Raw genomic sequence first — 9,043 nt, forward strand, 5'->3', positions numbered from 1 at the left:
ACATTGCGCCGGCCTGCTCGAGCCGCGCGACATGGCCGTTCCCTCCACGCCCGTCATCGACATGGCAGCGTTTTAATGAAGCTCGATCCGTTCTACCTGATCGTTGACTCCAGCGCGTGGATCGAGCGTCTGGTGCCGCTTGGCGTGAAGCTGGTCCAACTGCGCATCAAGGACAAGGACGAGTTTTCGCTGCGCCAGCAGATCCGCTCTTCGATGGCGATATGTGAACGCCACGGCTGCCAGCTCGTCGTCAACGATACTGGCGGTTCGCCATCGAAGAAGGCTGCGACTTCGTCCATCTTGGCCAAGAGGATCTCGCACGAGCCGATCTGAAGGCGATCCGGCAGGCGGGCATCAGACTGGGCCTCAGCACCCCGACGACACCGAGCTCAAAACCGCGCTTGCGGCCGAGCCGGATTATGTCGCGCTCGGTCCGATCTACCCCACCACACTCAAAGCCATGAAATGGGCGCCGCAGGGGCTCGACCGCATCGCTGTCTGGAAGCAGCGCGTCGGCGACCTTCCGCTCGTTGCCATCGGCGGGCTGACCATCGAGCGCGCAAACGGCGTCTTCGCTCAGGGCGCTGAGAGCGCCGCGGCCGTGACCGACATCGTCCGCAACGCGCGTCCCGAGGTTCGTGTCCTCAAATGGCTTGCGGCGACGGCCCAATGGCGATGACGCGGCATGTGCTGATTGTCGCCGGCTCGGATTCCAGCGGCGGAGCTGGAGTCACGCGCGACGTCGAGACGATCGCGACGATGGGCCTCAGATCATCCGTCGCCGTCACGGCTGTGACCGCCCAGACGCATCTGTCTGTCGAGTGGATCGAGCAAATGCCGCCCGGCATTGTCGCAGCCCAGATGCGGGCAGCGATTGCCTCCAATAGCGTAAAGGCAATCAAAATCGGGATGCTTGGCACAACCGGCGCAATCGCGGAAACCGCGACGGTTCTGCGGGATCACTCCGATATTCCGGTGGTGCTGGACCCGGTTTTCGCCTCTTCGTCCGGCGGCGCGTTGATTGTCGAAGACGCTGTCGCCGCGCTGCGTCGCCACCTCATGCCGCTTTGCCGGATTGTCACGCCCAACAGGCTGGAACTGGCCGTGCTGATCGGATCGGCGACCCCACCCGATGAGGAACGCGCCTGCCGCAAGGGTGAGGAATTATCCAAAACGGTCCGGACCGCCGTTCTCGTCAAGGGCGGTCATGCGCGCGGCAGCGAGGCAGTCGACCTGCTGGTGCAGCCGGACCGCCCTGCCCTTCGATTTGTGGCGCCGCGCCTGCCGCGCAAGATGCGAGGGACGGGCTGCATGCTCTCCAGCGCGATTGCCGCCTCGCTTGCGCTCGGAGTGTCGCTGGAAGAAAGCGTACGCAACGCCAAGAAGCGGTCCAGCCAAGGCGCGAATGGCTGGCCCAGCATAAGTTCAGTCGGCTTTGCAGTCCTGTACAAGGATTCCGAAAGCCACCTGTCGCTTGGGTCCCTGTGGTTTCACACTGCCCGTCGATAGGTCCAGAGTTGTGCGGGGGGAACATTGCGAACGACGAAATCATAGTGAGAAACGATGTAACGGTCGGGCATTTTGAGCACCGGTGACAGAAGACCGTAGGTGATTTGGATCACAGGTCGCCCAGCGGGGATTCGTGCAAGCAAATCCTCGAGCAGTGTGAGGCGCTGTTGCATCGGAAAGCTCAACATCGGCACTGCGCTTATGACACAATCGAACTTTTCCCGGCGCTCCCCCAGAATTTCTTCCAGGGCAAACGCATTGCCCAAGCGGAAATCCACTCCCGGAAAGCGTCGCACCAGGCCATCATAAAAATCCTTGGAATATTCGACCGAAGTCACCCGATGCGGTTGGATGCCTCTTTCCAGGATGGCCCTGGTGATGACACCAGTCCCGGCACCAAGCTCCAAAACCGGCAATCCAGAATGCGGGTTGACCACACTAGCCATGCGGCGCGCCGCATGGATCGACGTGGGCATGAGTGCGCCCACACCTTTCTTATCCTTCTGCCAACATTTGAAGAATTGCACTTCTTCCTCAAGTTTCTTGCCAAGTCGCTCTTTCAATCGAAAGACCATATCCGCTCCCTTCTCCCGATCCGCGTCGGAGCGACTTTTTGTCGAAGTTTCGCCATATAGACAAGCCTGATTCACAGGGATGATTGCCGCGCCGGAGGCGCGAAACGCCCGCGCCGGCTGGCACGCCCTTGTCCACCATGATGACGTTTTTCTTGCTCAGATGCGCGCCAGTTCTTCCTGTATGGAAATCTGGCTCATGGCTCCTCGAGCAGCCGTATCTCCGGCTGCACCATCAGCGCCAGCGCGACGCACGCAGGTTTCTCATCTGCTGCGGGCTTCGCCAGGCGCACAGCAGACAGCGAGGCCGCTACGGCCGCAAAAAACCCGCGACGGCGGCTCGATTCCGGGACCGGTCCGCCATTTTGGCAGGTGATCCGTGCAAGTGCGTGGCGTGGATCACCCCAGCTATCTCGTGGCCGCCCCATTGCCAACATCCTCTTTTCAACCGGCCGAGCCTCCCGACCGCCGGATCAATGATGACGATCCCCTCTGAATGGTTTTTTGAAAGAGCCTGACGGTCTGCGCCGTCTTACCGTTGTTCCGGCTTTGCCATAGCCTTCTCTGCCGCGCAGGCGGCAAGGTGCTATAACTCTACCGTGCAATGGCCTTGGAAAATACGACAGCTGGACCATAATAATGAGGTTCAGGCAGAAGACTTTCCAGGGAATCCTTCGAAAAGGAAACAGTAGCTCTTCCGGTCCTTACGAAGCCGGCCTCGCTCTGTTAGAGAAAGCAGATTGCGACCCCGGCCGTTCCTAACGGCCGGTACACGGCGCAGGTCATAGTGCCTGCTCTTACACGACCGGAGCCAAAGCAATTTTTCTGCTAGGCGGCTTCACGCTTTGGACCTGCCGTTCCAAGTCGAAGCTCGATGCAAGACGTATGGGCATCAGGGACCGCTTTTAGCGACGGACGCAAGTTGGCATCGGCCAGAAACGCCAGCTGCTCTGCAGCGCCCTAAGCCGCCTGTTGTTGGGCGGCGCGTGCTCCGAAAGAGCATTCGAGGCGAACAGCGTTTCCTTTGAGTGGCAAAGAACAGCACCTGATACTTTTATAGTCTACCAAAACGCTCGACATACTAGAAGCGAAATTCGGAGCCTTCCCCAAACTGGAGCAAGACGATGGTGTTAGCTGTGGAGAGATTTTCAAGAAGGAGGTTTGGTGGGTTCGTGACCGCGTTCGCGGTAGGCTTGGTCGCTTCTTTCTCCCCCCTCATTGCCCAGGCGGGCGGTCCGGACGCGGGTCTGCCGACCAAAATCCCGGATGGCACGGTGCTTCGCATCGGCGATCCCGAGACGCAAAGGGCACTGGAACTCTCCGGCCTCATCGATCAACTGCCGTTCAAGGTCGAATGGGCCAATATCAGCGGCGGTCCACAGACAATCGAAGCTTTTCGCGCCAACGCGTTGGACGTCGGATCCGTCGCCGACATCCCGCCAATCCACGCGACCTGGACGGGGCTCAAGGTCAAGATCATTGCCGCGAAATTCCGCAAAGATCCGATTGCGCATCCAATTTATCAACTCGGCATTGCACCGGGCGTCGAGGTCAAGCCGCTCGCGGATCTGCGCGGCAAACGGATTGCTTTCAGCCCCGGTCAGGCACAAGGCGCGCTTGTGTTGAGAATCCTGCAGGCCGCCAGCCTGGAAAAGGAAGATGTAGATCTCATCGAACTGCCCAGCAAAGGCGATGCCTATCCGGTGGCACTTGCCGGCAAGCAAGTCGACGTCGCGCCGATCTCGGGCGTCCTCATCAAGCGCTATCTGCGCCAGTATGGCGCCGACGGCGCTGCCACCATCCCGCACGGCTTGCGCGATGATCCAGCCCATCTCTATGCCCCACAAGCCGTGCTTGACGACCCGGCCAAAGCAGCCGCTCTCGGCGAATATGTGCGCTACTGGGCGCTAGCCGCCCGTTGGGTGGAAGAGCATCCCAAGGAGTGGATCGAGGGGTACTACGTCGCCACCCAGGGCCTCAACACAGAAGATGGCCAGTATCTGGTCGACGCTGATGGTCAGTTCGACATCCCCGCCGACTGGAACGACGTGATCGTGCGCCAGCAGGCGACGATCGATCTCCTGGCCAAGGAGTTGAACAAGCCCGCGATCAAGGCCGAGGACCTGTTCGACAGGCGCTTCGAGGCGATCGCCACAAACGCGCTGAACGCCTCCTGACGCCTGCTTCCCGAGACCGGAGACGACACCGATGAACGCATTCTCCAACACCGCCGCAGTTGCCCCCGCCTTTCCTGCCGCATCGGATGAAAGGTTGTTGATCCCGCCCGCCGTGGAGCCCCGCAAGACCGGGACGAGGCGACTCGCACTTGGGCGAACGATCCCGTTTGGCGCGCTGATCGGGCCTGCACTTCTTCTTGTGATCTGGTCCATCGGCAGTATCGCCGGCCTGATCGATCCTAGAACGCTGCCGGCGCCTTGGTCGGTTGTCGGCACCGCCATCGATCTCATCGCCGAAGAGAAGCTTCAGCATCATTTGATGACGTCTGCCTGGCGGGCAGCACAGGGGCTGGTGTTCGGAATCCTGATCGGGATGATCCTTGCTCTCATTTCAGGTTTGTCGCGGCTTGGCCAGGCCATCATCGACGGCCCAGTTCAGATCAAGCGGGCGATACCGACGCTCGCTCTGATCCCGCTGCTGATGCTGTGGTTCGGCATCGGCGAGGGCATGAAGGTGACGGCCATCGCGCTGGCTGTCCTGATCCCGATCTACATCCAGACCCACAGCAGCTTGCGCAGCATAGACAGCCGTTATGTCGAACTGGCCCAGACCTTGCGAATGGGCTACGGCGAATTCATCCGCCAGGTCATCCTGCCCGGCGCCCTTCCAGGGTTCTTCCTTGGCCTGCGTTTTGCGGTGACCTATGCCTGGCTGTCTCTGGTGGTGGTCGAACAGGTCAATGCCACCAGCGGCATCGGCTACATGATCGATCTCGCGCGCAACTACGGCCAGACCGACATCATCATCGTCGGCCTCGTCGTCTACGCGTTGCTCGGTCTCGCCTCCGACGGCATCGTCCGCTTCTTCCAGGAAAGGTCGCTGTCATGGCGTCGCACCTTGGCGGATTGAGCGGCGCGCCCGTTGTGCGGGTCGAGAGCCTTGTGAGAAGTTTCGGGCCGCGAACGATCCTCGACGGCCTCAGCCTCGACATCGAGAAGGGGGAGTTCGTCGCCCTTCTCGGCCGTAGCGGGTCGGGCAAGAGTACATTGTTGCGCGCGCTCGCCGATCTCGATGACAAAGTCTCCGGCTCCGGCCGACTCGAAACACCGGACAAGAAATCGGTGGTGTTCCAGGATGCCCGACTGTTGCCATGGAAACGAGTGCTGGAGAATGTGGTTCTTGGCCTCGACCTGCCGGACGCCGCCGAACGTGGACGGGTAGCTCTCGAAGAGGTTGGCCTGAGCGGCCGCCATAATGCATGGCCGGTCGAACTCTCTGGTGGCGAGCAGCAGCGGGTGGCGTTGGCGCGCTCGCTTGTCCGTGATCCTGAGCTGCTGCTCGCAGACGAGCCGTTCGGCGCACTGGACGCGCTGACCCGCCTTCGCATGCACGATCTGCTGCGCCAGCTCTGCGCCCGGCACCGGCCGGCCGTTCTGCTGGTCACCCATGACGTGGACGAAGCCGTGACGCTGGCGGACCGGGTTTTGGTGCTCGACGAAGGCGCGATCGCCGCCGACATCGCAATCGATGTCCCCACGCCACGCGATCATGGCAATTGCCGGTTTGGCGAGATCCGCTCCGAACTTCTGCGTCATCTCGGCGTCGAGACAAAACCTGTGCTGCCCGTCTGAGCGGCCCAAGACTTGTCGCTCAGCATCACCACCCAGGAGGACCAACTATGCCCGCCGAAAAACGACAGTTGAACCTCAACCTTTTCATCTATCCTGGCGGCCATCATGAAGCCGGTTGGCGCTACAAGGATTCCGCCCCTGAGAGAGTGCTGGATATCGCCTATTATCATGAACTGGCGAAAAAGGCCGAGGCAAGCAAGTTCGACGCGCTGTTCTTTGCCGATGGGCCCGCACTTGCCGACAACATTCGCTACGCAAGCCGCTTCAGGCTGGAGCCGCTGACATGGATTTCGGCGCTCGCTGCTGTGACGGAACGCATCGGCTTCATCGCCACGGCTTCGACCACCTACAACGAACCCTACAACCTGGCCCGGCTGTTTGCTTCCGTCGATCATTTGAGCGGCGGGCGCGCCGGCTGGAACATCGTCACGACGGGCGATGCGTCCGCAGCGTTGAATTTCGGCTTTGACCGACATCCAACCCACGCCGACCGTTACGAGCGCGCAAGCGAATTCGTTGACGTGGTGACGAAGCTCTGGGACAGTTGGGAGGACGACGCGCTCGTCGCGGACCGGCAGTCCGGAATCTTTGCCGACACCGACAAGATCCACCCAATCAACCACATCGGCAAATATCACCGGGTGAAGGGACCCCTCACGCTTCCGCGCTCCCCGCAGGGCCGTCCGGTCTACGTGCAGGCAGGTTCGTCCCAAGACGGACGGTCATTCGCAAGCCGCCATGCCGAGGCGATATTTACAGCACACCAGACGCTCGGCAACGCGCAGGAATTTTATGCCGACACCAAAGCGCGCGTGAAGTCGGTTGGCCGCAACCCTGACCACGTCAAGGTCTTGCCCGGCATCAGCCCCTTCATCGGTTCCACCGAGGCGGAAGCCCGCGCGCTGCATGACGAGTTCAACGAGCTGACGCAGCCGGAATATTCCCTCCACCAGCTACGCCGCATCGTAGACGCCGACCTTTCCAGCTACGACCTGGACGGGCCATTTCCGCGCGAGCTTATCCGCGTCGAGGGCGAGCGTGGTGCGAGCAGCCGCTTCCACGTCGTACTTGACATCATCGAGCGCGAGAATCCAACCATCCGCCAGTTGCTCCACCGCCTTGCCGGGGCGCGCGGCCATTGGGTCCAGGCCGGGACGCCCGAACAGATCGCCGACCACATCCAGGAATGGTTCGACAATGGTGCCGCGGACGGCTTCAATATCATGCCGCCCTATCTGCACGGCGGGTTCGACATATTCGCCGAGGAGGTGGTGCCGATCTTGCGCAAGCGCGGACTTTTCCGACACGACTATGACGGGGCAACGCTGAGGGACCATTTCGGTCTGCCGCGTCCGGAAAATACGTTCAGCCGGCCGCAAAAGGCGACCGCCTGAACCACCTTCGCATCGGGCATTCAACCTAAAAGCGATACGCCAACACCATAATGGTTTGTGGGGCCGCCACGGAGACCCGAGCGATCATGACAGCCGCCATTTCCGCGTATCGCGACCCGTCTGCAGGCACGGCTCCGAGCAGGTCTGAACCGTCGAGATCGGCTGCCAGACTGGGTGGGCCAGGTTCTTCCGCAGCTGTCGCTGGCAGGGCAATTCATTCTCCAATTTCTATAAACTTAGTAGAATGTTCTTTGAGGGCATTTCTCTAGCTCAGTAGGCTCAATCGATCGGGCAATTCCGACGGCGCTTCACAGATTGCCGCACCGCGCGACGCTGTTCGTGCCCGCAGATCAAAGTTTGACCGGCTTGGAGAAGGAGTCCGATTTGATGAATGCGTTCACACGGTATCTCGCAAAGATCACGCTTGCCGGCAGCATTGAAGCCGCAAGGCTACACGGTCGAGTGGACCGAGTTCCCGGCCGGGCCGCAGCTGCTCGAGGCGCTCAACGTCGGCTCGATCGATTTCGGCACGACCGGCGAGGCGCCGCCCATCTTGGCGCAGGCCGCCGGCGCGCCGCTGGTCTATGTCGGCTATGAACCGCCGGCGCCGGAAGCCGAGGCGATCCTCGTTCCGCAGGACAGCCCGCTCAAGATACTGGCCGACCTGAAGGGCAAAAAGGTCGCATTGAATAAGGGTTCGAACGTTCACTACCTGCTGGTCAAATCTCTCGAGAAGGCGGGGCTGGCCTACACGGACATCGAGGTGAGTTTCCTGCCGCCGGCCGACGCACGCGCAGCCTTCGAGAAGCAAGCGGTCGATGCCTGGGTTATCTGGGAGCCGTTCCTGGCGGCAGCAGAGGCAGCAACGGGCGCCCGGCAGTTGGCGAACGGCAGCGGCGTCGTGGATAACCACGAGTTCTATCTCGCCTCCCGCGACTTCCTCGATGCCCAGCCTGATGTGGTCGACACGATCGTCGCGTCGCTCGGCGAGGTCGACACGTGGATCAACGCCAACCGCAGCGACGTGGCCGAACAGTTCTCGCCGGCGCTCGGCATTCCTGCCGATATCCTCGAAGTCGCCGTCGAACGGCGGACGTACGGCGTGAAGCCGATCACGCCGGAGATTGTGGCCGCGCAGCAGAAGATCGCCGATGTATTCTTCAGCCTCGGCCTGATCCCGCATTCGATCTCGATCGCCGACGCCGTAAGGAAGCCGCGGTCGTGAACGTTGCTGCCGAGCTCACCCCCGGCCGCGTGAACGTCCTGTGGTTCCTGCCGACTCACGGGGACGGCAGGTATCTCGGCACCGCGGTCTACCCGCATCTGGAAGAGGCATACCGCTTCGCCGAACTCGTCTTCCCACTGCTGCCGCTGACGTATGCGCTGGACAGGGCCGAGCTCTCTGTCAACACCGGTCCGTTCGGCGAGACGATCGCCAACGAGATCCGTCCGGCCGCAAGAAAGGCGTCCTGAGCATGGCCCCATCGCGCCTTCATGGCACCGGCGCAGCGGCGCTCAGGACGCTGGCGTCTTGGGCACTCCCGATCGTGCTGCTGATCGCCTGGGAGATCGCCTCGCGAAGCGGCGTACTGTCGACGCGACTCCTGCCGGCGCCGAGCGCAGTAGCCGCCGCCTTCTGGGAGAACCTGCGCAACGGCACACTCCTCACCCATGCAACAATCTCGACGGAGCGCGCGCTGAAAGGCCTGCTCATCGGCGGTGGCATCGGCTTCGTGCTGGGAGTCCTTGCCGGAATATC

General features: G+C 61.6%; 7 protein-coding genes and 3 pseudogenes. 9 read left to right on the forward strand and 1 reads right to left on the reverse strand.

Features of this window, described 5'->3' with window-relative positions; translation table 11 throughout:
* Window positions 1-75: 75 nt before the first annotated feature.
* Window positions 76-679, forward strand: a pseudogene (locus EOA32_RS28290) (thiamine phosphate synthase).
* 8 nt (window positions 680-687) lie between these two features.
* Window positions 688-1,509 carry a hydroxymethylpyrimidine/phosphomethylpyrimidine kinase gene (locus EOA32_RS28295; RefSeq protein WP_348632233.1) on the forward strand — a complete coding sequence of 274 codons (822 nt, stop codon included), beginning with the start codon at window positions 688-690 and terminating at the stop codon, window positions 1,507-1,509.
* Here EOA32_RS28295 and pmtA read toward each other — a convergent pair.
* A complete protein-coding gene (gene pmtA / locus EOA32_RS28300) occupies window positions 1,491-2,084 on the reverse strand; it encodes a phospholipid N-methyltransferase PmtA (protein ID WP_128373466.1) in 594 nt (197 codons plus the stop codon). The two genes, EOA32_RS28295 and pmtA, sit on opposite strands and share 19 nt — an antisense overlap.
* 1,124 nt (window positions 2,085-3,208) lie before the next feature.
* On the opposite strand from pmtA, the gene EOA32_RS28305 reads away from it, so the two are divergent.
* From EOA32_RS28305 to EOA32_RS28335, 7 genes and pseudogenes are all read left to right on the forward strand, one after another.
* The gene (locus EOA32_RS28305) at window positions 3,209-4,258 is read left to right on the forward strand and encodes an ABC transporter substrate-binding protein (RefSeq protein ID WP_245499404.1); all 1,050 of its coding nucleotides are present in this window, start codon (window positions 3,209-3,211) and stop codon (window positions 4,256-4,258) included.
* 31 nt (window positions 4,259-4,289) lie between these two features.
* Entirely contained in the window at window positions 4,290-5,168 is an 879-nt protein-coding gene (locus EOA32_RS28310; protein ID WP_128373468.1) for an ABC transporter permease, read from the forward strand.
* Window positions 5,144-5,890 (forward strand): ABC transporter ATP-binding protein, encoded by a 747-nt coding sequence (locus tag EOA32_RS28315; protein ID WP_128373469.1) that lies wholly within the window; start codon window positions 5,144-5,146, stop codon window positions 5,888-5,890. Before EOA32_RS28310 ends, EOA32_RS28315 begins: the two co-directional genes overlap by 25 nt.
* A 47-nt stretch (window positions 5,891-5,937) precedes the next feature.
* The gene (locus EOA32_RS28320) at window positions 5,938-7,284 is read left to right on the forward strand and encodes an LLM class flavin-dependent oxidoreductase (protein ID WP_128373470.1); all 1,347 of its coding nucleotides are present in this window, start codon (window positions 5,938-5,940) and stop codon (window positions 7,282-7,284) included.
* Window positions 7,285-7,675: 391 nt separating this feature from the next.
* The gene (locus EOA32_RS28325; RefSeq protein WP_128373471.1) at window positions 7,676-8,509 is read left to right on the forward strand and encodes a sulfonate ABC transporter substrate-binding protein; all 834 of its coding nucleotides are present in this window, start codon (window positions 7,676-7,678) and stop codon (window positions 8,507-8,509) included.
* An 83-nt stretch (window positions 8,510-8,592) separates the two neighbouring features.
* Window positions 8,593-8,757: pseudogene (locus EOA32_RS28330) on the forward strand (alkanesulfonate monooxygenase); the annotation flags it as partial.
* A gap of 2 nt (window positions 8,758-8,759) precedes the next feature.
* A pseudogene (locus EOA32_RS28335) lies at window positions 8,760-9,043 on the forward strand (ABC transporter permease); the annotation flags it as partial.

It is taken from the genome of Mesorhizobium sp. M1A.F.Ca.ET.072.01.1.1 (assembly GCF_004023325.1).
Lineage (GTDB): Bacteria > Pseudomonadota > Alphaproteobacteria > Rhizobiales > Rhizobiaceae > Mesorhizobium.

Bases quoted from the DNA above. Each gene is read 5' to 3' on its own strand.
- pmtA (WP_128373466.1), bottom strand. From the start codon at position 2,084: ATGGTCTTTCGATTGAAAGAGCGACTTGGCAAGAAACTTGAGGAAGAA.
- EOA32_RS28325 (WP_128373471.1), top strand. From the start codon at position 7,676: ATGCGTTCACACGGTATCTCGCAAAGATCACGCTTGCCGGCAGCATTG.
- EOA32_RS28310 (WP_128373468.1), top strand. From the start codon at position 4,290: ATGAACGCATTCTCCAACACCGCCGCAGTTGCCCCCGCCTTTCCTGCC.
- EOA32_RS28315 (WP_128373469.1), top strand. From the start codon at position 5,144: ATGGCGTCGCACCTTGGCGGATTGAGCGGCGCGCCCGTTGTGCGGGTC.
- EOA32_RS28320 (WP_128373470.1), top strand. From the start codon at position 5,938: ATGCCCGCCGAAAAACGACAGTTGAACCTCAACCTTTTCATCTATCCT.